Genomic DNA, 24,323 nt, shown 5'->3' with positions numbered 1-24,323 from the left:
AACCGAGGGAGGGACCATCGTGATTCAGTCCATCGCCCCGCGCGTCCGGACCCTGGTGCTGCTGCTCCTGGCCGCGGCCTGCGCGCTGCTCGCGGGCGCCGGTCCGGCCGCCGCCCACGCGGCACTGACCACCGCCGACCCCGCGCAGGGCTCCGTGGTCGAGAAGGCACCGGCCCGGGTGACACTGAGCTTCTCCGAGTCGGTCTCCGTGGACGACGACTCGCTGCGCGTCCTCGACCCCGGGGGCGAACGCGTCGACACCGGCGGCCCCACGGGCAGCGGCAAGAGCTACACCGTGAAGCTGCGCCCGGACCTGTCCGACGGCACCTACACGGTGGCCTACCAGGTGGTGTCCGCCGACAGCCACCCCGTCGCCGGTGCCTACACCTTCTCCATCGGCGCCCCCTCCGAGACCACCGTCCAGGTCTCCGGCCAGGGCGCGGGCGGCGGCCCCGTCGGCTGGCTGTACGGCCTCGGACGCTATGTGTCCTACGCCGGGTTCATCGTGCTGGCCGGCGGCGCCGCCTTCGTGCTCGCCTGCTGGCCGGGCGGCTCCGGGGCGCGGGTCCTGCAACGGCTGGTGGTCTCCGGCTGGCTGGCGCTGACCTCGGCGACCCTGCTGCTGCTCCTGCTGCGCGGCTCCTACACCGGGTCCGGGAAGGCCGGGGACATCCTCGACCTGGAGCTGCTGGGGCAGGTCCTGGGGACCAAGGCGGGCGCGGCGCTGGTCTTCCGGCTGCTGCTGCTGGGCGGGGCGGCGCTGTTCGTCGCCGTGCTCTTCGGCGCCCATGCCAAGCGGGAGGGCGCGGAGAGACGCCGCCTGACCGTGGGTCTGGCGATCGGCGGTACGGCCGTGGCGGCCGGGTTCGCCGCGAGCTGGGCCCTGGCCGAGCACGCCTCCGTGGGGCTCCAGGCCCGGGTGGCCATGCCCGTGGACATCCTCCACCTGCTCGCCGTCGCCGCCTGGTTCGGCGGGCTCACCGCCCTGCTGACCGCCCTCTCCCGGGTGCCCTCCGACACGCCGGTGCCCGCCTCCGCCGTACGCCGGTTCTCCCGGGTGGCCTTCGGCAGCGTGGTCGTCCTGGTCGTGACGGGCGTCTACCAGTCGTGGCGGCAGCTCGGCTCCTGGACGGCGCTCATCGACACCCGCTACGGGCAGCTGCTGCTGGCCAAGCTCGGGCTCGTGGCCGTGCTGCTCGCCCTCGCCCGCCTCTCCCAGCGGTGGACGGGGCGGATCGCCGGGCCGGAGCCCGCCACCGCGGACGCCGGCGCCGCCGAGGGCGCGGCCGGGGAGGCGCGGGTACGGGAGGAGGTCGGCGCGGCCGGCGCCGGCACGGGCCCGGGCGGTTCCACCGCCGGTACGGACCCGGACGGCGCCGCCGGTACGGCCTCCCCCGGCGGGACGGGCCCGGACCCGTCCGGCGCCGCCGGGGACGCGGGCGACGCGCGACGGGCCGCCCAGCTGGGCCGGCAGCGCGCGGCCGTGGACGCCGCCCGGCGCAAGCGGCTGCGTGACGCCGATCCGCACCGCTCCGGTCTGCGCCGCTCGGTGCTGATCGAGGCCGGTGTCGCCGTCGTCCTGCTCGCCGTCACCACCGCCCTGACCCAGACCGAGCCGGGGCGCACCGAGCTGGAGGCCCGGGCAGCGGGCGGGGGCACCGTCACCGCGTCCCCCACCGTGCCCGGCATGGTCTCGCTGACCCTGCCCTTCGACACCGGCGGCGCCGACGGCAAGGGCGAGGCGAGGATCGACCTCGACCCCGGGCGCAGCGGCGGCAACGCCGTCCACCTGTACGTGCTGCGGCCGGACGGGACCGCGTACGACGTCCCCGAGGTGAAGGTCGCCTTCACCCTGAAGAGCAAGGGTGTCGGGCCGCTGCCCGTGGTGCCCGACCGCATCACCACCGGACACTGGTCGGCGAGCGGGGTGCAGATCCCGATGGCCGGTGACTGGGAGGTCGCCGTGACCGTACGCACCTCCGACGTCGACCAGGTGACCGTCTCGAAGAACGCGCAGATCGGCTGAACCGCACCATGGCTGACCAGTCCCCTTCCTCGTCCCGCGGCACCACCGGTGACCGCGCGGGCACCACGGACACCGGCGCCGGCGCCGATTCCCCGGCCACCGCCGCCGGCACCGGAGCACCCCGCGCCGGCATCTCGCGGCGGCGGCTGCTCGGCACCGCCGGTGCGAGCGGGCTCGTGCTCGGCGCGGCGGGCGGTGCCGTGGGGTACACCGCCGCGCCCTCCGGGGCCGTACCGCTCGCCTCGCTGGGCGAGGGGCGGGCGATGTTTCACGGGAAACATCAGCCCGGCATCACCACCCCGATGCAGGCCCGCGGCCATCTCGCCGCCTTCGACCTCGCGGCGGGCGCGGGGCGCCGGGAGGCCGCCGCGCTGCTGCGCCGCTGGTCGGACACGGCCCGGCGGCTGATGGAGGGCGAGCCCGCCGGGTCCGGCGACACGGATGTGGCCCGGGACGCCGGGCCGTCCTCCCTGACGCTGACGTTCGGGTTCGGGCACAGCTTCTTCGGGCGCACCGGGCTGGAGGCCCAGCGGCCGGACGCCCTCGCACCGCTGCCCGACTTCTCCTCCGACCATCTCGACAGGGCCCGCAGCGACGGTGACCTCTGGGTGCAGATCGGCGCCGACGACGCCCTGGTGGCCTTCCACGCCCTGCGCGCGATCCAGCGGGACGCCGGATCGGCCGCCCGGCTGCGCTGGCAGATGAACGGCTTCAACCGCTCGCCGGGCGCCACCGCCCGGCCCATGACGACCCGCAACCTCATGGGCCAGGTCGACGGCACCCGCAACCCCACTGGCGACGACCTCGGCCGGGTCTTCGTCCCCGGCCGCCCCGGCGACGGGAAGCCCGACTGGATGGCGAACGGCTCCTACGCGGTCGTGCGCCGCATCCGGATGCTCCTGGACGACTGGGAGCAGCTCTCCGTCAAGGCCCAGGAGGACGTCATCGGCCGCCGCAAGGCCGACGGGGCGCCGCTCTCCGGGGGCGGCGAGACCACCGAGATGGATCTGGAGAAGACGGACCCGGAGGGGAACCTCGTCGTGCCGATCAACGCGCACGCCCGGATCACCCGGCCCGACCGCAACGGCGGCGCCACCATGCTGCGCCGCCCGTTCTCCTACCACGACGGCTTCGACCCGGACGGTACCCCGGAAGCGGGGCTCCTCTTCGTCTGCTGGCAGGCCGATCCGCTGCGCGGCTTCGTGCCGGTGCAGCGGAAGCTCGACCGGGGGGACGCCCTGACGCCGTTCCTCCGGCACGAGTCCAGCGGCCTGTTCGCCGTGCCGGGCGGGGCGCGGCGGGGCGAGTACGTGGGGCAGCCACTGCTGGAGGGCTGACCCCCGGCACCGTCACGGCACCGCCCCGGCGGCCCGCCCCGCCCCGGGTCCGGCCCGCCCGCGCCCGGGGGGTGACGGGGCGCGGAAGCGTGCGCCGGGCCGGCCGGGGCCCATTAAGGTGAGCCCATGCCAGCCAGTTACGCGTATCTCGGTCCCGAAGGCACCTTCACCGAAGTGGCCCTGCGCACCCTGCCGGAGACGGCCACCCGGGAGCTGGTCCCGTACGTCTCCGTGCAGTCCGCGCTCGACGCGGTGCGCACCGGTGAGGCCGAGGCCGCGTTCGTGCCGATCGAGAACTCCGTCGAGGGCGGCATCACCACCACCCTCGACGAGCTGGTCGCCGGGCAGCCCCTGATGATCTACCGCGAGGTGCTGCTCTCCATCACCTTCGCGCTGCTGGTCCGCCCCGGTACGAGCCTCTCGGACATCAAGACGGTGACCGCCCACCCGGCGGCCCAGCCGCAGGTCCGCAACTGGATGAAGGCGCACCTGTCCGACGTCGCCTGGGAGTCGGCCGCGTCCAACGCGGACGGCGCGCGGCTGGTGCAGGAGGGCCGGTACGACGCGGCCTTCGCCGGTGAGTTCGCCGCGGCCCGGTACGGGCTGGAGGTCCTGGAGTCCGACATCCACGACGCGGAGAACGCCCAGACGCGGTTCGTGCTGGTGGGCCGCCCGGCCCGGCCGGCCGCGCCGACCGGCGCCGACAAGACGTCCGTGGTCCTCTGGCAGCGCGACGACCACCCCGGCGGGCTGCGCGATCTGCTGGGCGAGTTCGCCACCCGGGGCATCAACCTCATGCTGCTGCAGTCCCGGCCCACCGGGGCGGGGATCGGGCACTACTGCTTCTGCGTGGACGCCGAGGGGCACATCGCGGACCGCAGGGTGGCCGAGGCGCTGATGGGGCTGAAGAGGGTCTGCCGCCAGGTGCGCTTCCTCGGCTCGTACCCGCGCGCGGAGGCCGACCCGGCGAACGCGCCGGAGCTGCGGCCGGGGACCTCGGACCAGGAGTTCGCGGCGGCGGCGGACTGGGTGGCCCGGTGCCAGGACGGCCGGTTCTGATCACCGGTCCCCGGTGCGGCCCCGTCGGCGGACGGTCCGGCCGCACCGGTCTCCGGGGTCCTGCCCGCGGCGCTCACGGGAGCGGGCACGGCCGCCGAACCGGCCATATCTGTCGATAGTCGTTGTCCACAGAAGTTATCCACAGGTGCCCATCTCGACCTGGGGACAAGTCGACACCGTAGGGCGATTCAGTCGACATATCCTCCTTCGGGCACTCTTGCTCCACTCGGACCTTCCCGCCACCCCTCGTCCACCCACCCCTCGCCCTCCATCCTCCGGAGTGACGGCGAGTGTGCCGATTTCACCCGAAAGAGAAGGGGCGGGCGGTTTGGGGACATGACCCGGAAGAGGGGCGTCCAGCATCCACAGATGTTCCACACAGGCTGTGGATAACTCTGCGCATCCGTCCGGTTCTGTGGACAGGCCCCCGCCAACTCCCGCCCCCCGCAAGGCGATCCGGTCAATCGGGCATGCCGGTCCGCCTCGTTCCGGTGAAGCCGCGGGATTTCCTTGACGGGCGGAGGAGCGGCGGCGGCCCGTCCCGGGGGACGGGCCGGAGGCGGCCCGGAGACCGTCGGCGGATGGCCGGAACACGGCCGCGGACGCCTCCCCGGAAAGCGGGTCGTGGGCCGGCACCGGGCACCGGTAGCCTTGAGGCGTGATCGACCTTCGCCAGCTCCGTGAGGACCCCGACCGAGTGCGCGCCTCGCAGCGCGCCCGTGGAGAGGACGTCGCCCTCGTCGACTCCCTCCTGTCCGCCGACGAGCGCCGCCGTTCGTCCGGCGTGCGCTTCGACGAGCTGCGGGCCGAGCAGAAGGGCCTCGGCAAGCTCATCGGCCGGGCGGCCGGCGACGAGAAGGCCGAGCTGCTCAGGCGGGCCGAGCAGCTCAAGTCCGAGGTCAGGGCCGCCGACGCGGACCGTGACGCGGCCGACGCCGAGACCCAGGAGCTGCTCCAGCGGCTGGGCAACCTCGTCCACCCCGACGTCCCCGTCGGCGGCGAGGAGGACTTCGTCACCCTGGAGACGCACGGCACCCACCGCGACTTCGCCGCCGAGGGCTTCGAGCCCCGCGACCACCTGGAGCTGGGCCACCTGCTCGGCGCCATCGACGTGGAGCGCGGCGCCAAGGTCTCCGGCTCGCGCTTCTACTTCCTCACCGGCGTCGGCGCGCTCCTGGAGCTGGCCCTGGTCAACGCGGCCATCGCGCAGGCCACGGCGGCCGGCTTCACCCCGATGCTCACCCCGGCGCTGGTGCGTCCGCAGTCCATGGCCGGCACCGGCTTCCTCGGGCAGGCCGCCCAGGACGTGTACCACCTCGACAAGGACGACCTGTACCTCGTCGGCACCTCCGAGGTGCCGCTGGCGGCGTACCACATGGACGAGATCCTCGACGCCGGGCGGCTGCCGCTGCGCTACGCCGGGTTCTCGCCGTGCTTCCGCCGCGAGGCCGGCTCGCACGGCAAGGACACCCGGGGCATCTTCCGGGTGCACCAGTTCGACAAGGTCGAGATGTTCTCCTACGTCCTCCCCGAGGACTCGCAGGCCGAGCACCAGCGCCTGCTGGAGTGGGAGAAGCAGTGGCTGACCTCCCTGGAGCTGCCGTTCCGCGTGATCGACGTCGCCTCGGCCGACCTGGGCGCCTCCGCCTCGCGCAAGTTCGACTGCGAGGCGTGGATCCCGACCCAGGGCAAGTACCGCGAGCTGACGTCGACCTCGGACTGCACCGAGTTCCAGTCCCGGCGGCTGTCGATCCGCGTCCGCGAGGGCAAGAAGGTCCGCCCGCTGGCCACGCTCAACGGCACCCTGTGCGCCGTTCCGCGCACCATCGTCGCCCTCCTGGAGAACCACCAGCAGGCCGACGGCTCGGTGCGCGTGCCCGAGGTGCTCCGCCCGTACCTGGGCGGCCGGGAGATCCTGGAACCGGTGGCCAAGTGAGCCGGCCGACCGCCGGCGGGGCCCCCGGCGCCACCGCGCCCGGGGGGTTCCCGTACCCGCTGGTCGCGACGGACCTGGACGGGACGCTGCTGCGCGGCGACCACTCGGTCTCGCGGCGCACCCGGGACGCCCTGGCGGCGGTCACCGGGGCGGGCGCCGCCCACCTCGTGGTCACCGGACGATCGGTGCCCTGGACCCGGCACATACTCGACGACCTGGGCTACCGGGGGCTGGCCGTCTGCGGCCAGGGCGCGCAGGTCTACCACGCGGGCGAGCACCGGCTGCTGACCTCGGTCACCCTGGACCGGCAGCTCGCCGCCGTGGCGCTGGCCAAGATCGAGGCCGAGACCGGCCCGCTGCTGCTGGCGGCGAGCCGGGACGGGCTGGACGGCGACGTGCTGGCCGGCCCGGGCTACGAGGTCGGCGGTGACGTGCCGACGGTGCCGCTCACCGACGCGTCCCAGCTCTGGGCGGCGCCGCTGAACAAGATCTACATCCAGCACCCGGCCCTGTCCGACGACGAGCTGGCCGAGGCGGCCCGGCGGGTCGCGGGCGGCTTCGTCACCGTCACCATGGCGGGCCCCGGGGTCGTGGAGCTGCTGCCGCTGGGCCTGAGCAAGGCCACCGGCCTGTCGCTGGCGGCCCGGCGGCTCGGGCTGCGGGCCGCGGACACCATCGCCTTCGGCGACATGCCCAACGACGTGCCGATGTTCGGCTGGGCGGCCCGGGGCGTGGCGATGGCCAACGCCCACGCGGAGCTGAAGGCGGTCGCGGACGAGGTGACGGTCTCCAACGAGGAGGACGGCATCGCGGTCGTCCTGGAGCGCCTGCTCGGCTGAGAGCGGCACCGGCCCGCACGGCTGAGAGCGGCATCCGCCCGCGCGGCGCCGCCCCGGCGACCCCGGCCCGGCGGCGTACCCGCGCACGTGCCGCGGCGTCGCGCGGACCCTGCGGCCCGTCCCCCGCGACCCGCGCGGATCCGGGCCCCACGGCCCGGGCGGACCTTCCCCCGCACGGCTGCCCCGGCCCCTTCCGCGCGCTTCTCGCACCGCGCGGGCGGACCCGCCCACAAGGAGCCGCGCGTCCGGCGGACGGCAGCCGTACGGCGCCGGAGATCCCCTCCGTGACGGCCCACGCGGGATGTCCCGCGTGCTCGAAGTGGCCGCCCGGACACCGGCGCCGTCCGGCCTCGTGCCCCACCACCATGCCGGTGCCGGGAGGCCGGACGCCACCGATTAAAAGCGGACGTAAGCCACGGGCGGCAAGGCCGCCCCGCGTGGCCCGCGCCCCGGCCGGAGGGGGCCGTCACTCCTCGCCGGCGATGGTCAGCGTGCGCAGCTTGCGCCCGGCGTACCAGGTGGCCAGCACGGTGACCGCGACCAGCAGCACCGTGGCCGTGGGGAGCCCCACGTCGGAGACGACCAGTTGCCCGTCGGCGGTCCTCTGGGCGACCGCCAGCGACCACTGCTGGACGCTGAGGGTGCGGGCGCCCGGCACCAGGGAGCCGAACAGGGCCTCCCAGACCAGGGCGTAGACCAGCCCGAAGACCACCGCGTGCCGGGAGACCGTGCCCAGCAGCAGGAACAGCGCGGCGTAGGCGATGGAGGCGACCAGCGCGGCGACCGTGTAGGCGACGGCGACCTGCTGGCCGTTGCCGTTGAGGATCAGCCCGGCGATCAGGGTGGGCACGGCGGAGAAGGCCATCGTCACCGCCACGGCGACGATCAGCTTGGTGAAGATGATCGTCGGCCGCTTGACCGGCTTGGACAGCAGGTACACCACCGAGCCGTCGTCGATCTCGGGGCCGATGGCCCCGGTGCCGGCGATGACGCCGATGATCGGCACCATGGTGGCGAGCGCGAACCCGCCGAGGACGTCCGCCGCCGTCTGGTCGTCGGCCCCGGTGAGGGCGCGCACCACCACGGCGATGACGATCAGCAGCAGGGGCAGCGCGCCCAGGATGAGCGCCCGGCGGCGGCCGAGCAAGGCCCGGTAGGTGAGCCGGGCGACTGTGGGGTCGTACATGCTGGGCCTCCTACGCCGCGACGAGGTACGAGAAGACGGACTCGAGCGACTCGTCGGACGGCGAGACCGTGAGCAGCCGGATGCCGTGGTCGCGGGCGACCCTCGGCAGCAGCGCCGTGAACCGGGCGAAGTCGACGGCCTGGACGCGCAGCGCGCCCTCCGCCGGGTCGACCTCGACGCCGGAGGTGGAAGGGTCCGCGATCAGGACCGCGGCCAGGGCCCGGTCGTCGCTGGAGCGGACCAGGTAGCGGTGCGGTCGGTCGGTCATCAGGCGGCGGATGCGGCGGAAGTCGCCGCTGGCCGCGTGGCGTCCGGCGACGACGACCTCGATGTGCCGGGCGAGCTGCTCGACCTCCTCCAGGATGTGCGAGGAGAACAGGACCGTGCGGCCCTCGTCGCCCATGCGCCGCAGCAGGTCCATGAGCTGCATGCGCTGGCGCGGGTCCATGCCGTTGAACGGCTCGTCGAGGAGGAGCAGGGACGGCTGGTGGACCAGGGCGGAGGCCATCTTCACGCGCTGCCGCATGCCCTTGGAGTAGGTGGCGATCCTGCGGTCCTGGGCGTACTCCATCTCGACCGTGGCGAGCGCCTCCTGGGTGGCCCTCGCGCCCAGTCCGTGCAACTCGGCGTTGGCGAGGACGAACTCGCGGCCGGTGAGGAAGTCGTACATCGCCTCCCGCTCGGGGACGATGCCGATGTCCCGGTAGATGGCCTCGTTGCGCCAGACCGGCCGCCCGTCGAGGGTGACGGTGCCGGTGGACGGGGCGAGGAAGCCGCCCATCATGTTGATGAGGGTGGACTTCCCGGCGCCGTTGGGGCCGAGCAGGCCGGTGACCCCGGGGCCGATCGTCATGGTCACGTCGTTGACGGCGACCACGTTGCCGAACCAGCGCGAGACGTGGTCGATGCTGAGGGTGCTCACAGTCCCACCTTCTTGTAGCGGCGCGTCAGCAGTCCGTGGGCGCCGGCGATCAGGCCCAGGGTGACGAGGAGGTAGACCACGCCCTGGGCGCCGCTCGGGCCCGCCCCGCCGGGGAAGGCGGAGGCGGCGCCGAGGAACGCGGACTGCACGCCGCCGATGAGGGTGACCGGGGAGAACAGGCCGATCCAGACGACGGCGCCGGTGCTGCCCTGGACGTGGGCGATGGCCTGGAGCGTGGAGACGGCGCCGTAGCTGATGGTGAGGACGGCGATGACGGCCGCGATGCCGAAGCCGCGCCGGGGCGTGACCGAGGCGACGACCAGGCCGAGCCCGGCGAAGAGCAGGGAGAGCAGGGCCACCGAGGCGAGCCCCTGGGCGAACCCCTCGGTCTGGTCGGCGAAGTCGAGTTCGGCGAGCAGGGCGCCCGCGTAGAGCACGATCAGCGGCGCGGCGGTGAGGATGAACAGGGCCGAGGCCAGCGCGGCGTACTTGGCGCGGACGTAGTCGCCGGTCTCGATGGGCCGCGAGAAGTAGAGCGGCACGGTCTTGAAGCGGAGGTCCCGGGAGACCGCCTGGGGCGCCTGCGAGGCGGCGTAGAGGCTGATGACCGCCTGGAGGACGATCGCGTAGCGCGTGTACTCCAGGGGCAGTTCGCCGGACTTGGTGACGACGGTGACGGCGACCATGATGCCCGCGGGCAGGCACATGACGACCAGCAGCAGCATCGGCAGCACCTTGGACTTGACCGAGCGGCCGAGTCCGTAGGCGCCGCGCAGGGACTGCGAGTACAGCGAGCGGCGGGCGTAGGCGCGGCCGAGGCGGGGGCCGTCGTAGCCGCGGTAGCCGATGTCGTGGATGCGGGTCTGGTCACCGACGGGGGTGTCCGGTGTCCGCACGGGCTGCTCAGTCGCCACGGCCGGCCGCCTCCTTCCGTTCTGCGTCGCCGTCCCGGAAGACCTCCGAGATGTGGTGCCTGCGCTGTTCCATGCGGACCAGGCCGAGGCCGAGGTCCGCGATGACGTCCCGGACCAGGTCGTGGGTCCCCTCGTCGGCCCCGGGGAGCAGCAGGACGTGTCCGGCGCCCGGCAGTCCGCTGCCGTCCTGGACGGCCGCCCCGCGCGCGCCGAGCGCCTCGCGCACCGCGCGGGTGCCGTCGGGGTGCTCGTCGGTGTCGGTGACCTCGATGGCGAGGGTGGTCGTGGTCTGGGTGAAGTCCCGGGTGGAGCTGGAGCGCAGCAGCTTGCCGCCGTCCACGACGACGACGTGGTCGCAGGTGCGTTCCAGTTCGCCCAGCAGATGGGAGGTGACCAGGACCGAGATGCCGAAGTCGGTGTGGATCCGCCGGATCAGGCCGAGCATCTCGTCGCGGCCCGACGGGTCGAGCCCGTTGGTCGGCTCGTCGAGGAAGACCAGCCGGGGGTCGTGGACCAGGGCCTGGGCGAGCTTCACCCGCTGCTTCATGCCGGTGGAGTAGCCGCCGATGGGCCGGTAGCGCTCCTCGTGGAGGCCGACGTGGCGCAGGGTGTCGGCGGTGCGCTCGCGGGCGGCGGTGGGCGGCAGGCCGGACATGCGCGCCATGTGGACGACGAACTCGGTGGCCGAGACGTCGGGCGGCAGGCAGTCGTGCTCCGGCATGTAGCCGACCAGCTCGCGGATCTCGGCGCCCTTGGTGGCGACGTCGAGGCCGAGCACTTCGGCCCGGCCCTCGGTGGCGGGGGACAGACCCAGGAGGATCTTGATCAGGGTGGACTTGCCGGCGCCGTTGGCGCCGACGAGTCCGGTCACACCGGGTCCGACGTCCACGGAGAGCCGGTCGAGCGCGGTCACCCTGGGGAACCGCTTGCTCAGGCTTTCGGTCGCGATCACAGTCACCCCACCGACGGTAGTGAGCTCCGCCACGCGGGTCGTCAGTCCGGAGAGCCGTCTTGGGATCCGCCTGGAGTCGTACGTGCCCGTAGGGGATGCGGTGCCTGAGGGCTACGGCGGGGCGCTCGGGGCGGCCGTACGGGACGGTCCGGGGGCGGGGACGGCCCGGGGGGCGGGGACGGTCCGGGGCGAAGGCGGTCCTGCGGGGCGAGGCTCCAGGGTGGTGCCGGGCGGGGCGGTCCCTGCCGACGGTCCTCGCGGGCGGGGCGGGACCGCTGTTGACCGCCGGTCTAACGGCTGGGAGATTCGGCGCGTCGGGCGGCCCGGCGGCGGGCGGCACCTCACGGGGTGCGGGGTGGAGGAGGAATGACGGTGCTTCGGGGTGCGCGGGAGCGGCGGGTGCGCTCGGGCGGGATCGACCTGTGCGTCGTGGAGCTGGGTGATCCGGACCGGCCGACGGTCCTCCTGGTGCACGGCTACCCGGACAGCAAGGAGGTCTGGTCCGAGGTGGCCGTCCGCCTCGCCGACCGGTTCCACGTGGTCCTCTACGACGTGCGCGGACACGGCCGCTCCTCGGCCCCGGTGCCGCTGCGCGGCGGGTTCACCCTGGAGAAGCTGACGGACGACTTCCTGGCCGTGGCCGGGGCGGTCAGCCCCGGCCGCCCCGTGCACCTGGTGGGCCACGACTGGGGCTCGGTGCAGTCCTGGGAGTTCGTCACGGTCCGGCGCACCGAGGGGCGGATCGCCTCCTTCACCTCCCTGTCCGGCCCCTCCCTCGACCACTTCGGCCACTGGATCAACAGCCGTCTGAAGCGGCCCACGCCCCGCCGGGTGGGCCAGCTCCTCGGCCAGGGCGCCAAGTCCTGGTACGTCTACCTGCTGCACACCCCGGTCCTGCCGGAGCTGGCCTGGCGCGGTCCCCTCGGCAGGCGCTGGCCGGGCATCCTGCGGCGGATCGAGAAGGTGCCGGGCGGCGACTACCCGACCGCGTCCCTCCCCTCGGACGCCGCGCACGGGGCCTGGCTCTACCGGGACAACGTCCGCCCCCGGCTGCGCCGCCCCCGCCCCGACGCCCACGCGCATGCCCCGGTCCAGCTCATCACCCCGCTCGGGGACCCCTTCCTCTCGGAGCGGCTCCACGACGGGCTGGAGCACTGGGCGCCCCGGCTGACCCGCCGCACCCTGCCCGCCGGGCACTGGGTCCCGCGCACCCGCCCCGACCGGCTGGCGGACTGGATCACGGAGTTCGTCACCGCCGTCGAGGACGGCCGCCCGCGGGCGGTGGCGCGAGGGAGGCACGCCGACCGGTTCGCCGGGAGCCTGGTCCTGGTCACCGGGGCGGGCAGCGGCATCGGCCGGGCGACGGCGCTGGCCTTCGCCGCGTCCGGCGCGCGCGTGCTCGCCGTCGACCGGGACGCCGGCACCGCCGCCCGCACCGCGGAGCTGTGCCGTCGCAAAGGCGCCCCGGCGGCCTGGGCCGAGACCGTCGACGTGTCCGACGCGCGGGCCATGGAGCGGCTCGCTGCCAGGGTCGCCGCCGACCACGGGGTGGTCGACATCCTGGTGAACAACGCCGGGATCGGTCTGTCGGGCGCCTTCCTCGACACCACCCCCGAGGACTGGCACCAGGTCCTCGGCGTCAATCTGTGGGGCGTCATCCACGGCTGCCGCCTCTTCGGCCGGCAGATGGCCGAGCGCGGGCAGGGCGGGCACATCGTCAACACCGCGTCGGCCGCCGCCTTCCAGCCGTCGCGGGTGCTGCCCGCCTACAGCACCTCCAAGGCCGCGGTGCTGATGCTGAGCGAGTGCCTGCGCGCCGAACTGGCCGACCGGGGTATCGGCGTCACCGCGGTCTGCCCCGGCATCGTCAACACCAACATCGCCTCGACCGCCCGGTTCGCCGGGGTCGACGCCGAGGAGGAGAAGCGGCGCCAGGAGCGTGGCGCACGGCTCTACCGGATGCGCGACTACCCGCCGGAGAAGGTCGCGGACGCGATCCTGGACGCCGTGGCGCACGACCGCGCCGTGGTCCCGGTGACCCCCGAGGCCCGGGGCGCGCATCTGCTGTCCCGGTTCCTGCCGGGCGCGCTGCGCCGACTGGCACGGGTACGGCCGCCGCTGTAGGCGCCGCCGCAGTCCCGGGGCGGGCGCCATGAGACCGCTCCCGGGACCGGCGGGACCCCGACCCCGCCGTCCGGCCCGCCTCCTCCGCCGGAGGACAAGCCGCGTGTTTCACGTGAAACGCACGAAGACGCCGCCCGAGGACACTCGCGCTCTCCGTATGAGCCTGCGTCTGAGCACCGTGCTCCTGCCGTACCGCGGCCGGCGCGAAGGGGGCCGGCCGCGGTACGGGCCCGCGCGGAGCGGGCTCGGCTTCCACGCCGCCCGCGCCCACGTCCACCCGTCCTGGCGCGCCTTCCGGGACGGCCCCTGGTTCGGCGCGCTGCCCACCCCGACCGCCGCGGTCTCCGTCACCGAGGGGCTGCGGCTGTGGCTGGGCACGCCGGTGACCTCGGTCGAGCCTCGTTCGCCCCTCGCGGGACGAACCCATCCGCGAAGGCATACGCCGGGGGCCCGGTGCCGGCCGAAGCGGCTCGGAGCGCGATGAGACGGACGGGGCCACCACACGGCTCGGCCATGTCGTCGAGGTCCGACGCGAGCGGCCCCGTCCAGCGGCCCGTGCCGCCGCGGCAGCACCCCCCACCGCGGCAGCGACGCGGCTTTCCGAATCCGTTCCGTCGGCGCCTCCGTGGCGGCGGGAGGCCCGCGTATCGTCGGGGGCATGCTTCTGAGCACGGTGATCCTCCCCATCCACCGATGGGCCAAAGGACAGAAGACCTGGCAGCAGGCCGAAGACCTCGGGTTCCATGCCGCGTACACCTACGACCACCTGTCGTGGCGGTCGTTCCGGGACGGGCCGTGGTTCGGGGCGGTCCCCACACTGACGGCGGCAGCGGCGGTGACGCGGAGCATGCGGTTGGGCACGCTCGTGACCTCGCCGAACTTCCGGCACCCCGTGACGCTCGCCAAGGAAATGATCACCCTCGACGACCTCTCCGCCGGGCGGGTCACCCTCGGGATAGGGGCGGGCGGCACCGGCTTCGACGCCACCGCGCTCGGGCAGGAGCCCTGGACCCCGCGTGAGCGGGCCGACCGGTTCGCGGAGTTCCTCGGGCTGCTCGACCGCCTGCTGACCGAGGACGCCGTCTCCTGCACGGGCGACTTCTACTCGGCGCACGAGGCGCGCAACATCCCCGGCTGTGCGCAGCGCCCCCGGCTCCCCTTCGCGGTGGCCGCCACGGGACCGCGCGGCATGGGGCTCGCCGCGCGGTACGGCCAGGCGTGGGTGACCACGGGTGACCCGTCGCTGTACGAGGAGGGGACCCCGGAGCAGTCCGTCGCTGCGCTGCGCGGGCAGACCGAGCGGCTGGCCGACGCCTGCGCCGGGATCGGGCGGGACCCGCAGGAGCTGGACCGGATCCTGCTCACCGGATTCACCCCGGACCGGGGCAGGCCGCTGGAGTCCGTGGACGCCTTCGTCGACTTCGCGGGGCGCCACCGGGAGCTGGGCTTCACCGAGATCGTGGTGCACTGGCCGATCCCCGACTCGGACTTCGCCGCGGACGAGAAGGTCTTCGAGCGCATCGCCCTGGAGGCGCCGCCCCAGTTGGAGGGCTGAGCCCGGCGCGGCCGGCGGCGGGCCCGGGGAGCCGTCGCTCACATATGCGCGCGGAGGACCGCGAGTACGGGCATATGCGGGACAATGGCGGGGTGACCTCAGCGACCCGCCTCCCCGGAGCCCCGGCCGCCGCCACGCGCCCGCGGCTGATCGCCACCGACCTCGACGGCACGCTCCTCCGCGACGACCGCTCGGTCTCCCCGCGGACCGTCGCCGCGCTGGAGGCCGCCGAGCGAGCCGGCATCGAGGTCTTCTTCGTCACCGGCCGCCCCGCCCGCTGGATGGACGTCGTCAGCAAGCACGTCGACGGCCACGGCCTGGCCATCTGCGGCAACGGCGCCGCCGTCGTCGACCTGCACGGCGGCCCCGGCGCCCACCGCTTCGTGAAGGTCCGCGAGCTGCCCCGGCAGAACGCCCTGGAGGCGGTGCGGCTGCTGCGCGAGGCGGCGCCCGGCACCCTGTGCGCGGTGGAGCGGACGTACGGCTTCCACCAGGAGCCCGGGTATCCGCGGCTGCACCTGGAGACCCCCGACAGCCTCGCTCCCGCCGAGGAGCTGCTCGCCCCGGACGGCCCGGCCGGCGACCAGCCGATCCTCAAGATCCTCGCCTTCCATCCCACGCTCGACCCCGACGCCTTCCTCACCCTGGCCCGCCTCGCCGTCGGTGCCCGGTCCAACGTCACCCGGTCCAGCCCCAGCGCCCTGCTGGAGCTGAGCGGCCCGGAGGTCTCCAAGGCCAGCACCCTCGCCCTGTGCTGTGCCGAGCGCGGCATCTCCCACGAGGAGGTCGTCGCCTTCGGCGACATGCCGAACGACATCGAGATGCTCACCTGGGCGGGCCGGTCCTACGCGATGGGCAACGCGCACCCGGACGTGATCGCCGCCGCCTCGGGGCGCACGGTCGCCAACAACGAGGACGGGGTCGCGGTCGTGATCGAGCGCCTGCTGGCGGAGGCGCCCTGACGGCCGCCCGCCGACGGAACCGCCCCGGCGGGCTCCCCGGCCGTCACCCGGTGATGGCCCCACTCGGTGAGGGCCCCGCCCGGCACGGCTCTCCGGCCGCCGGCCGACGACGCGTCCCCAGGGGCGGGGGCCGACCGACCGGGGGCGCCCCGTGCCACCCGGGCCGCTCACACCGTCACCCCGTGCCGCGCCAGCCACGGCACCGGATCGAGCGCGGAGCCCATCTGCGGCGTCACCCGCACCTCGAAGTGCAGGTGCGGCCCCGTGGAGTTGCCGGTGGTCCCCGACTGCCCGATCCACTGCCCGGGTTCGACCCGGTCGCCCTGGTCGACGGCGACGGCGGAGAGATGGGCGTACTGCGTGTAGTAGCCCTCCGGGTGCTGGAGCACGATCTGGATGCCGAAGGCGCCGCCGCAGGTCACCGTCACCACCCGGCCCCTGCCGACCGACCGCACCGGGGTGCCGGTGGGCACGGCGAAGTCCTGCCCCGTGTGCCGGTCGGCCCACCGCGTCCCGCCGCTGCCGAAGGACGCCGACAGGTCGTAGCTCCGCACCGGGGCGACCCACGGGGCGTCGCCGCGGTCCCCGTCCGGCTGGTCCAGCCGCACCGCGCCGGGGCACGAGCCCGCCGAAACCGAGGCGTCGGCCTCGCTCTCCATGCGGGCCCGCGCCGTCTCCAGCTTCGCCTCGATGTCCTTCCTCAGCTTCACCAGCCCGGCGTTGCGCCGCTCCAGCGCCTTCCACGCCGCCGTGGCCCTGGCCTCGTCGGCGGTCAGCCGCGCCTCGGCCCGGCGGCTCCGGGTGACCGCGCGGTCGACGGCCCGGCCCTCCCGGGCCACGACCCGCTGATTGCGCATCAACTGCTCGGGATCGTGCGCGAGGATCACCCGGGCGGTGAGCGTCAGCCCCCCGCCGGTGCGGTACTGGGCGCGGGCGAGACGGCCCAGCTCCTCGCGCAGGGCCGCCCTGCGCCGCCGCTCCCGGTCCAGCCGCTCCTCGTACTCCTGGGCCTTCGCCCGCTGGGTCCCGGCCTCCCGGCGGCCCTTCTCGTACTCCTGGGTGGCGCGGGCCGCCGCCTCGTACAGCCGCGCCACCTCGGCCGCCCCGGGCGCGCCCCCGGCCTCCCGGTCCCCGTCCGAGCCGCCGGAGGGCCGGGCCGCGAGCACCGCCAGCGCGCACAGCAGCACCGGAACGAGCAGCGGACGTCGGCGAGGTGAGCGCATGTCAGTGATGGTGTCCCGGGTACGGGGGCCCGGTCTCGTCCACGTCGTACGGGCGGGGTAACCATTGCTGCACACGGCCCAGCGGGACTGCTGCACACGGGGCAACCGGGCCGGCGCCGCCGGGCGGGCGCACGGGCGGACGGATGGGCGGACGGGCGGACGGATGGGCGGACGGGCGGACGGGCGAGGGGGGAACACCGCCTCGGCCGGGCCGGGGCGCTGTCCCTCCGAGCGGGGCGCGCGGCTCGCCCGGCCCGCGCGCGACCGCCTCCCGGCCACGGCCGCCCGGGTGCTCAGTGCGGCGCCTCCCAGCGCACCGTGGTCCCGGCGCCGTCCGCCCCGAGGCCCGGGCCGATGCTCAGGGTGCCGCCGAGCGCCTCGGCCCGGTGCCGCAGATTGCGCAGTCCGCTGCGCCGGCCGCCCCCGGGGACGCCGACGCCGTCGTCCGCGACGGTCAGCCGCACCGCGGGCGTCCCGTCCGGCAGGGCCGCCGCCGCGTCGACGGCGACCTCGATCCGGGTGGCGCGGGCGTGCCGGAAGGCGTTGGACAGCGCCTCGCGCAGGGCGGCGATGAGGTTCTTCCCCGTCGGATCGCCCACGGCCGTGTCGACCGGCCCGGTGAAGCGGTGCGCGGGGGTGAAGCCGAGCGGTACGGCGGCCAGGGCGATCTCGCGCAGCACGCACGCGGTCAGGGGGGCCGGGGCCTCGGCGGGACGGCGCAGGGCGAAGACCGCCGAGCGGATCTCCTGGATGGTGGTCTCCAGCTCGTCCGCGGCCCGGCCGATACCGTCGCGGACGTCGGGGGCGGAGGCGGCGCGCCGCGCGCCCTCCAGCAGCGCCCCGGTGGCGAACAGCCGCTGGACGACGAGATCGTGCAGATCGCGCGCGATGCGGTCGCGGTCCTCGTAGACCGCCAGCCGCTCCCGGTCCCGCCGGGCCTCGGCCACCACCAGCGCCGGGGCCGCCTGCGCCGCGAACCGGTCACCGAGGGCCCGCTCCTCCGGGGTGAAGGGACGCCCGCCCCGGGCCCGGGTCATGACGAGACCGCCGAGGACCCGTCCCTCGCTGCGCAGGGGCAGCAGCATGATCGGCCCGTAGGCGCGCACCGGTCCGTCCCGCAGGCGCGGATCGGTGGCGGCGTCGTCCACGAACACGGCTCGCCCGGCCGTCAGTTCGGCCACGATGCCGCTCTCCGGCGGGATGACCCTGCCCAGGACGGCGGCCCCGGAGGTGCGCGGCTCGGCGACGGCGGCGATCTCCAGGCCGCCCCCGTCGGCGGGCAGCAGGACGATCCCGACGGCGGCCCCGGAGACCCGGCGGGCCTGCTCGGCGACCACCTGCAGCGCCTCGTCGGCGTCGTCGCCGGACAGCAGGGCGGTGGTGACGGCGACCGAGCCGTCGATCCAGCGCTCCCGCCGCCGGGCGGCCTCCTGCGTCCGCGCGTTGTCGAGGGCGATCCCGGCCTCGGCGGCCAGTACCCGCACCATGGCGGTGTCGAAGGCGCCGAACGCCCCGCCGTCCCGCCCGCCGCCCAGATGCAGGGTGCCGAAGACCTCGCCCCGGACCAGGACCGGCACCCGCAGGGTGGCGCGCGGCGGCGGGCCTGGACCGGAGGCACGGGACGGGGCCGGTCCGCCGGTCGGTGACGCCTCGTCGGCGGGGCCCGGCGCATGAGCGCGCGGCGCGTCAGCGCGCGGCGCGTCAGCGCGCGGCGCGTCGGAGGGGCCCGGCTCGGTGGCGGGGGCTCGTCCGCTCACGGCGCCCCGTCCGCCGACGGAGGTGGTGCGAGCGGACCGCGCCGGACCGGGGTGCCCGGCCGGTGGCCGTTCGGCCGCCGGGGTGCCCTCCGCCTCCTCACCGCCGCCGGACCGGCGCACGATCCGCCGGGCGGCGGCCTCGTCCACTCCGTGGTGGACGAGGCCGCCGGGGTCCTCGCCGTCCGCCGCGACGACGTCCAGGACCGCGTACCGGGCGCCGGTCAGTTCGGCCGCCGCCTCGCAGATCCGGCGCAGCGTGGAGCGCGTCTCCAGGCCGCCGCCGACCGACCGCATCGCGTCCAGCAGCTTCGGCACCCGGGCCGGCAGTCCGTCCGGGACGCCCCGAAGCGGCGGCGGACCGGGAGGCGGTACGGCGGACATGCGCCGAGCCTAACCAGGCACATATGTCCGGGAAAGCCGGGTTCGCCGATCAGTGGCTCGGTCGGGCCGCCCGACGAGGACGGAGAGCACCGGCCAAGCGGGCGGAGCCCGGGGCGGAGCGGCAGGGAGAGCGGGGCGGCAGGGAGAGCGGGGCGGAGCGGCCGGGAGCCCGGCCCCTCGCTCCCCCGTCCCGGCGCACCCTCCCCCGTCCCGACGCCTTCGTCCGTCCGTCAACCCTGCCCGGCCGGGCAGTGCCCTCCGGCAGCACGAGTGCGCGGGCCCGTGCGGCGCGGCACATACGGCCGGACCGGTCCGGCCGGGCGACGGTCGCGTCCCGCCCCGGTCACGCCCGACCGCCCGTCTCCGCCGACCACCTGTCACCGTCCGACGCCGCCGGACGCCGGTCACCGGGGAACTCCCGGCCCCCGGAAGACCCCGGTGATCGGGGGACTCGCCGCCCCCGGAAGGCCCGGTCACCAGGCCTGTCATCGAGCGACCACGGCTCCTCGGGCCGCCGCCCGCCGGGCCGTCCCGGCCTGCGGGGTACGCGTCCGGGCGCCCCGCGGGCCGGGCCCCGGTCACCGTGCCGCGCCCACCAGTCGCTCCACCGCCGTCTCCCGCTCCAGCATCGTCCGCAGCGGCCCCTCCTCGGCGGCGAGTTCCGTGTACGTCCCGCGCTGCGCCACCCGGCCGCCGTCCAGCACGACCACCTCGTCGACCGCGTGCAGACCCGCCAGCCGGTGGGTGATCAGCAGCGTGGTGCGGCCCTCCGTGGCGGCCAGCAGATCGGCGGTGAGCGCGTCGGCGGTCGGCAGGTCCAGGTGCTCGGCGGGTTCGTCGAGGACGAGGACGGGGAAGTCCGCCAGCAGTGCCCGCGCCAGCGCCAGCCGCTGCCGCTGGCCCCCCGAGAGCCGGGCACCGTGCTCCCCGACCAGGGTGTCGAGGCCGTCGGGCAGCCCGTCGGCCCACTCCAGCAGCCGGACACGGGCCAGCACGTCGCGCAGGTCCTCCTCGGTGGCGTCCTTCCGGGCCAGCAGCAGGTTCTCCCGCACCGAGCTGTCGAAGAGGTGCGCGTCCTGGGCGCACAGCCCGACCATCCGCCGCACGTCGTCCCCGGCCAGGGCGCGGGCGTCCACACCGGCCAAGGTGTAGGAACCGGCGTCCGGGTCCAGGAACCGGAGCATGACCTGGGCCAGGGTGGTCTTCCCCGATCCGGACGGCCCGACCACGGCGACGCGGCGGCCCTCGGCCAGGGTCAGCCCGAGTCCCGTCAGCGCGTCCCGGTCCTGCCCGGGGTGGCGCGCGGTCAGCCCCTCGACGACCAGCGGGAACGGCGAGGCGGGCGCCTGCCGCGGCCGGGCGAGCTCCGCCACCGGTTCCGGCGTGTCCAGGACCTCGTGGACGCGCTCGGCGCTCCTGCGCACCCGCTGCCGGTACTGCACCGCCAGCGGCAGGCCGAGGACGGCCTCGAAGGCGGCCAGCGGGGTGAGGATCACGACGGCCAGGGCCACCCCGGCGAGCCGCCCGTCGGCGACCGCCGCAGCGCCGACGAGCGCGGCGCCCGCGACGGTCAGTCCGGAGACCAGTGCGGTGAGCCCGTCGCCCAGGGCGGTGGCGGCGGCGGTGCGCGAGGCGATCCGGGTGAGGGTGCCGTCGGCGCGCCGGGCCTCGGCCGCCCGGGCCGGCAGGGCCCCGGCGACGGTCAGTTCGGCGGTGCCGGTGAGCAGATCGGTCACCCGGGTGGCGAGCACGCCGCGGGCGGGGGCCAGCCTGCGCTCGGCCCGCCGGGCCACGGCGGCGGTCACCAGCGGCACACCGGCCCCGGCTGCCAGCAGCCCGGCGGCGAGCACGGCACCGGCCGACGGGAGCAGCCAGGCCGTGAAGCCGACGGTCATGGCCGAGACGGCCACCGCGGCCCCGGCCGGGAGCAGCCAGCGCAGCCAGTAGTCCTGGAGGGCGTCCACGTCGGTGACCAGCCGGGAGAGCAGATCACCCCGGCGGCTGCGGCGCAGTCCGGCGGGGGCCAGCCGCTCCAGCCGCCGGTGGACGGCGACGCGGGTGTCGGCCAGCATCCGCAGCACGGCGTCGTGCGAGACGAGCCGCTCGGCGTAGCGGAACACGGAGCGCCCGATACCGAAGGCCCGGGTCGCGGTCACGGCCACCATCAGGTACAGCACCGGCGGCTGCTCGGAGGCCCGCGAGATCAGCCAGCCCGACGTGGCCATCAGCCCGACGGCGCTGCCGAGGGCGAGGCCGCCGAGCAGCAGGGCGAGGGCGAGCCGTCCGCGCCGGGCACCCGACATCGCCCGTACCCGGGCCAGCGTCCCGGCCCGGACCGTTCCGTCGGGCTCCGGAACCGGCGGGACGTCCTGGGCGACCTGGGCGGCGGGAGCGTCAACGGGAAGGGAGCCGGCGGAGGGCACCCGCGGCGCTCCGGCGGGGAAAGTCTCGGGTTCCGGTGCGGCGGTACGCGGGGCCGGTGCCGGGTCCGGCGTCTCCAGCCGGACCACCCGGTCGGCCACCTCCAGCAGGGCCGGGCGGTGCACCACGAGCAGCACCGTCCGCCCCGCCGCCAGCCTGCGCACGGCGGCCACGACCTCCGCCTCGGTGGCGCCGTCCAGGGCGGCGGTCGGCTCGTCCAGCAGGAGGACCGGCCGGTCCGCGAGGAAGGCCCGGGCCAGCGCCAGCCGCTGCCGCTGGCCGGCGGACAGTCCGGCGCCGTCCTCCCCCAGCATCGTGGCCTCGCCGTCGGGCAGGGCGTCCACGAACCCGAGCGCGCCGGCGTCCCGCAGCGCCCTCCGTACGGCGGTGTCGTCCGCGTCCGGCCGGGCCAGCCGGACGTTCTCCGCGATGGTCCCGGCGTACAGATGCGGACGCTGCGGCACCCAGGCGATCCGGGCGTGCCACTGCTCGGGGTCGAGATCGGCGAGATCGGTACCGCCGACACGGACCCGCCCGGCCGTGGGACGGACGAAGCCCAGCAGGGCGGCGAGCAGGGTCGACTTGCCCGCGCCGCTGGGCCCGACCAGGGCGACCGTCTCCCCGGGGGCGACGGTCAGGCTCAGCTCCGTCACGGCGTCCGCGGCGCGGCCGGGATAGCGGACCGTCAGCCCCTCGACGGACAGGGCGCCGTGCGCCGGTACCGGGCGGGTGCCGGGCTCGGGCGCGGGCGTCTCCAGGACCTCGAAGATCTCCTCGGCGGCCGCCAGCCCCTCGGCCGCCGCGTGGTACTGGGCCCCCACCTGGCGCAGCGGCAGATAGGCCTCGGGGGCCAGCACCAGCACCACCAACCCGTCGTACAGGTCCATGTCGCCGTGGACCAGGCGCATGCCGATGGTGACGGCGACCAGGGCCACGGAGAGCGTGGCGAGCAGTTCGAGGGCGAAGGAGGAGAGGAAGGCGATCCGGAGGGTCCGCATGGTCGCCCTGCGGTACTCGTCGGTGATGCGCTTGATCGACTCGGCCTGCGCCTTGGCCCGGCCGAACACCTTCAGCGTCGGCAGACCGGCGACGACGTCCAGGAAGTGCCCCGACAGCCGGGAGAGCAGCCGCCACTGCCGGTCCATGTGGGACTGGGTGGCCCAGCCGATCAGCATCATGAAGACCGGGATGAGCGGCAGGGTGGCGACGATGATCGCGGCGGAGACCCAGTCCTCGGTGACGATCCGGGACAGCACCGCCACCGGGACGACCACCGCGAGCCCCAGTTGGGGCAGATAGCGGGAGAAGTAGTCGTCGAGGGCGTCGATGCCCCGGGTGGCCAGGGCGACCAGCGAGCCGGTCCGCCGCCCGCTCAGCCAGCCGGGGCCGAGCGCGGTCGCCCGCTCCAGCAGACGGCCGCGCAGCTCCGACTTCACGGCCGCGCTCGCCCGGTGGGCGGCCAGCTCGGTGAGCCAGCCGACCAGTCCCCGGCCGCAGGCGACCGCCACCAGCAGCAGCAGAGGGGTGCGGAGGCCGCCGGCGGTGGTGCCGTGCTGGAAGGCACCCACCACCACCTCGGCGATGAGCATCGCCTGGGCGACGACCAGCCCGGCCCCGACCGCGCCCAGGGCGACGATCGCCACCAGGAACAGCCGGGTGGCACGGGCGTGGCGCAGCAGACGGGGATCGATCGGTTTCACGTGAAACAGGCCCTCAGTGTGCGGGTTCCGCGAGGTGCTGGGTGCCGATCCGCTTGCGGAACACCCAGTAGGTCCACCCCTGGTAGAGCAGGACGACCGGCGTGGCGATCACGGCCAGCCAGGTCATGATCTTCAACGTGTACGGACTGGACGAGGCGTTGGTGACCGTGAGGCTCCAGGCCGGGTTCAGCGTCGACGGCATGACGTTCGGGAAGAGCGACAGGAAGAGCATCGTCACGGCGGCCACGATGGTGACGCCGGAGAGGGCGAAGGACCATCCCTCGCGCCCGGCCCGGTTCGCCACCAGGGCGGCGACCAGGGCGACGACGGCCACGACCATCGCGACCAGGCTCTTGGCGTTGCCGTTGTCGGCCTGGGTCCAGATCAGGAAGACCAGGGCCAGGACGGCCGTGACCAGTCCGGTGCGCTGGGCCAGCGTCCGCGCCCGCTCCCGGATGTCGCCGACGGTCTTGAGCGCGGTGAACACCGTTCCGTGGAAGGTGAACAGCGTCAGCGTGACCAGGCCGCCGAGCAGGGCGTACGGGTTCAGCAGGTCCCAGACGTCACCGACGTACTCCAGATCGCGGTCGATCTTCACACCGCGCACGATGTTGCCGAAGGCGACGCCCCAGAGGAAGGCCGGGATCAGGGAGGTCCAGAAGATCGCGCTCTCCCAGTTGCGCTGCCAGCGCTCCTCGGGCCGCTTGGCCCGGTACTCGAAGGCGACGCCCCGGACGATCAGACAGAGCAGGATGACCAGCAGGGGCAGGTAGAAGCCGGAGAAGAGGGTGGCGTACCACTCGGGGAAGGCGGCGAAGGTCGCGCCGCCTGCCGTGAGCAGCCACACCTCGTTGCCGTCCCACACGGGGCCGATGGTGTTGATCAGCACCCGCTTCTCGGCCCGGTCCCGGGCGAGCAGCCGGGTGAGCACACCGACCCCGAAGTCGAAGCCCTCCAGGAAGAAGTAGCCGATCCACAGGACGGCGATCAGGACGAACCAGACGTCGTGCAGTTCCATGACTGTGCAGC

17 protein-coding genes are annotated in these 24,323 nt (G+C 75.1%); 9 read left to right on the top strand and 8 right to left on the bottom strand.

What is annotated here, in order from left to right; all coding sequences use genetic code 11:
* Positions 1-19 precede the first annotated feature (19 nt).
* From ACZ7LB_RS05600 to ACZ7LB_RS05580, 5 genes are all read left to right on the top strand, one after another.
* Positions 20-2,026 carry a copper resistance CopC/CopD family protein gene (locus ACZ7LB_RS05600; RefSeq protein WP_471465513.1) on the top strand — a complete coding sequence of 669 codons (2,007 nt, stop codon included), beginning with the start codon at positions 20-22 and terminating at the stop codon, positions 2,024-2,026.
* Between the two features lie 8 nt (positions 2,027-2,034).
* On the top strand, positions 2,035-3,363 hold the full coding sequence (gene efeB, locus ACZ7LB_RS05595; protein WP_471465512.1) for an iron uptake transporter deferrochelatase/peroxidase subunit: 1,329 nt from the start codon (positions 2,035-2,037) through the stop codon (positions 3,361-3,363).
* 126 nt (positions 3,364-3,489) lie between these two features.
* On the top strand, positions 3,490-4,422 hold the full coding sequence (gene pheA, locus ACZ7LB_RS05590; RefSeq protein ID WP_471465511.1) for a prephenate dehydratase: 933 nt from the start codon (positions 3,490-3,492) through the stop codon (positions 4,420-4,422).
* A 658-nt stretch (positions 4,423-5,080) separates the two neighbouring features.
* The gene (gene serS / locus ACZ7LB_RS05585) at positions 5,081-6,358 is read left to right on the top strand and encodes a serine--tRNA ligase (protein ID WP_471465510.1); all 1,278 of its coding nucleotides are present in this window, start codon (positions 5,081-5,083) and stop codon (positions 6,356-6,358) included.
* The gene (locus ACZ7LB_RS05580; protein WP_471465509.1) at positions 6,355-7,197 is read left to right on the top strand and encodes an HAD family hydrolase; all 843 of its coding nucleotides are present in this window, start codon (positions 6,355-6,357) and stop codon (positions 7,195-7,197) included. The genes serS and ACZ7LB_RS05580 overlap by 4 nt, the downstream gene beginning before the upstream one ends.
* A gap of 466 nt (positions 7,198-7,663) precedes the next feature.
* On the opposite strand, the gene ACZ7LB_RS05575 is transcribed toward ACZ7LB_RS05580, so the two are convergent.
* From ACZ7LB_RS05575 to ACZ7LB_RS05560, 4 genes are read right to left on the bottom strand one after another with little or no spacing between them, the layout of a single operon-like run.
* Positions 7,664-8,383 (bottom strand): ABC transporter permease subunit, encoded by a 720-nt coding sequence (locus ACZ7LB_RS05575; RefSeq protein ID WP_471465508.1) that lies wholly within the window; start codon positions 8,381-8,383, stop codon positions 7,664-7,666.
* Positions 8,384-8,393: 10 nt separating this feature from the next.
* Positions 8,394-9,305 (bottom strand): ABC transporter ATP-binding protein, encoded by a 912-nt coding sequence (locus ACZ7LB_RS05570; protein ID WP_471465507.1) that lies wholly within the window; start codon positions 9,303-9,305, stop codon positions 8,394-8,396.
* Positions 9,302-10,219 (bottom strand): ABC transporter permease, encoded by a 918-nt coding sequence (locus tag ACZ7LB_RS05565; protein WP_471465506.1) that lies wholly within the window; start codon positions 10,217-10,219, stop codon positions 9,302-9,304. The genes ACZ7LB_RS05570 and ACZ7LB_RS05565 overlap by 4 nt, the downstream gene beginning before the upstream one ends.
* Positions 10,209-11,171 (bottom strand): ABC transporter ATP-binding protein, encoded by a 963-nt coding sequence (locus tag ACZ7LB_RS05560; protein WP_471465617.1) that lies wholly within the window; start codon positions 11,169-11,171, stop codon positions 10,209-10,211. The genes ACZ7LB_RS05565 and ACZ7LB_RS05560 overlap by 11 nt, the downstream gene beginning before the upstream one ends.
* A gap of 366 nt (positions 11,172-11,537) precedes the next feature.
* Here ACZ7LB_RS05560 and ACZ7LB_RS05555 point away from each other — a divergent pair, with 366 nt between their 5' ends.
* The 4 genes from ACZ7LB_RS05555 to ACZ7LB_RS05540 all read left to right on the top strand — a co-directional run bounded on the left by ACZ7LB_RS05555 (position 11,538) and on the right by ACZ7LB_RS05540 (position 15,812).
* Positions 11,538-13,295 (top strand): SDR family oxidoreductase, encoded by a 1,758-nt coding sequence (locus tag ACZ7LB_RS05555; protein WP_471465505.1) that lies wholly within the window; start codon positions 11,538-11,540, stop codon positions 13,293-13,295.
* A gap of 157 nt (positions 13,296-13,452) precedes the next feature.
* Positions 13,453-13,779 carry an LLM class flavin-dependent oxidoreductase gene (locus ACZ7LB_RS05550; RefSeq protein WP_471465504.1) on the top strand — a complete coding sequence of 109 codons (327 nt, stop codon included), beginning with the start codon at positions 13,453-13,455 and terminating at the stop codon, positions 13,777-13,779.
* Between the two features lie 174 nt (positions 13,780-13,953).
* Complete coding sequence (locus tag ACZ7LB_RS05545; protein WP_471465503.1) at positions 13,954-14,850, top strand: LLM class flavin-dependent oxidoreductase; 897 nt, start codon at positions 13,954-13,956, stop codon at positions 14,848-14,850.
* A gap of 74 nt (positions 14,851-14,924) precedes the next feature.
* Positions 14,925-15,812: an HAD family hydrolase gene (locus ACZ7LB_RS05540; RefSeq protein WP_471465616.1), complete on the top strand. Its 888-nt coding sequence runs from the start codon at positions 14,925-14,927 to the stop codon at positions 15,810-15,812.
* A 167-nt stretch (positions 15,813-15,979) separates the two neighbouring features.
* Here ACZ7LB_RS05540 and ACZ7LB_RS05535 read toward each other — a convergent pair whose 3' ends face one another.
* The 4 genes from ACZ7LB_RS05535 to cydB all read right to left on the bottom strand — a co-directional run bounded on the left by ACZ7LB_RS05535 (position 15,980) and on the right by cydB (position 24,312).
* The gene (locus tag ACZ7LB_RS05535) at positions 15,980-17,035 is read right to left on the bottom strand and encodes a M23 family metallopeptidase (protein ID WP_471465502.1); all 1,056 of its coding nucleotides are present in this window, start codon (positions 17,033-17,035) and stop codon (positions 15,980-15,982) included.
* A gap of 293 nt (positions 17,036-17,328) precedes the next feature.
* A complete protein-coding gene (locus ACZ7LB_RS05530) occupies positions 17,329-19,086 on the bottom strand; it encodes a sensor histidine kinase (protein WP_471465615.1) in 1,758 nt (585 codons plus the stop codon).
* 665 nt (positions 19,087-19,751) lie between these two features.
* Positions 19,752-23,294: a thiol reductant ABC exporter subunit CydD gene (gene cydD, locus ACZ7LB_RS05525; protein WP_471465501.1), complete on the bottom strand. Its 3,543-nt coding sequence runs from the start codon at positions 23,292-23,294 to the stop codon at positions 19,752-19,754.
* A 13-nt stretch (positions 23,295-23,307) separates the two neighbouring features.
* A complete protein-coding gene (gene cydB / locus ACZ7LB_RS05520; RefSeq protein WP_471465500.1) occupies positions 23,308-24,312 on the bottom strand; it encodes a cytochrome d ubiquinol oxidase subunit II in 1,005 nt (334 codons plus the stop codon).
* Between the last annotated feature and the right edge of the window lie 11 nt (positions 24,313-24,323).

The sequence above is a fragment of the Streptomyces sp. NPDC107521 genome (assembly GCF_055598485.1).
This window is presented reverse-complemented; position numbering and strand designations above follow the sequence as displayed.